This is a genomic window from Phreatobacter aquiterrae (assembly GCF_053471285.1).
Map to the genome: position 1 here is coordinate 1 of NZ_JBJPHW010000046.1, position 727 is coordinate 727.

A 727-nucleotide genomic window follows, 5' to 3' on the forward strand; every position below is an offset into this window, starting at 1 on the left:
GGCGCTCGGCAACATGCCGCCGGCCGAGTTCGCAATGAAATCCACGCTGGAAAAACGGGCCGCCTAAGGCCAGAAACGAAACTCAGGACTCTCCCTCAGGCTGGAGGAGAAAAGGGTCTCAGGTCACGGGCGGCGTCGTTAATGGGCGTCGGGTCGCGTCAGGCCTATCGGATTCGGGCGGAGTTCCGAGAGAACGGTTCGACCGCACTGGTGTCGAAGAAGCGCGGCCGCCCCAGCAACCGTCGCATTCCCCAGGCGGTCAGGGATCTGACCATGGCGATCGTCAAGGAGCGCTACGCGGACTTCGGTCCGACGTTTGCGGCCGAGAAGCTCGACGAACTGCATGGTCGCGCCGTTTCCCGCGAGACGCTGCGCAAGTGGATGATCGAGGACGGGCTGTGGATTGATCGCAACAAGCGACTGCCCTCAGTTCACCAACCTCGCAATCGCCGTGAGCGCACCGGCGAACTGATCCAAATTGATGGCTCGAACCACCACTGGTTCGAGAATCGGGCGCCGGCTTGCACCCTCCTCGCCTACATCGACGATGCCACCAGCCGCCTTCAGCACGCAGCGTTCGTGCCGACCGAGTCCAGCTTGGTGTCAAATCGCTTCCAATCGCCACCCCTATTTCGCGTCCAAAGCAGGCCCCCATTGAGGGCGCAGATGCGAGCGGCCGCCCCGGCGTAGCTGGCCAGGGTTTCGCAGCCGGGGCGGCCGCGTTTCC

General features: G+C 63.8%; 1 pseudogene. It reads left to right on the plus strand.

Annotated elements, in window-relative coordinates:
• Positions 1 to 129 precede the first annotated feature (129 nt).
• Positions 130 to 597: pseudogene (locus ACJ4V0_RS21525) on the plus strand (helix-turn-helix domain-containing protein); the annotation flags it as partial.
• Between the last annotated feature and the right edge of the window lie 130 nt (positions 598 to 727).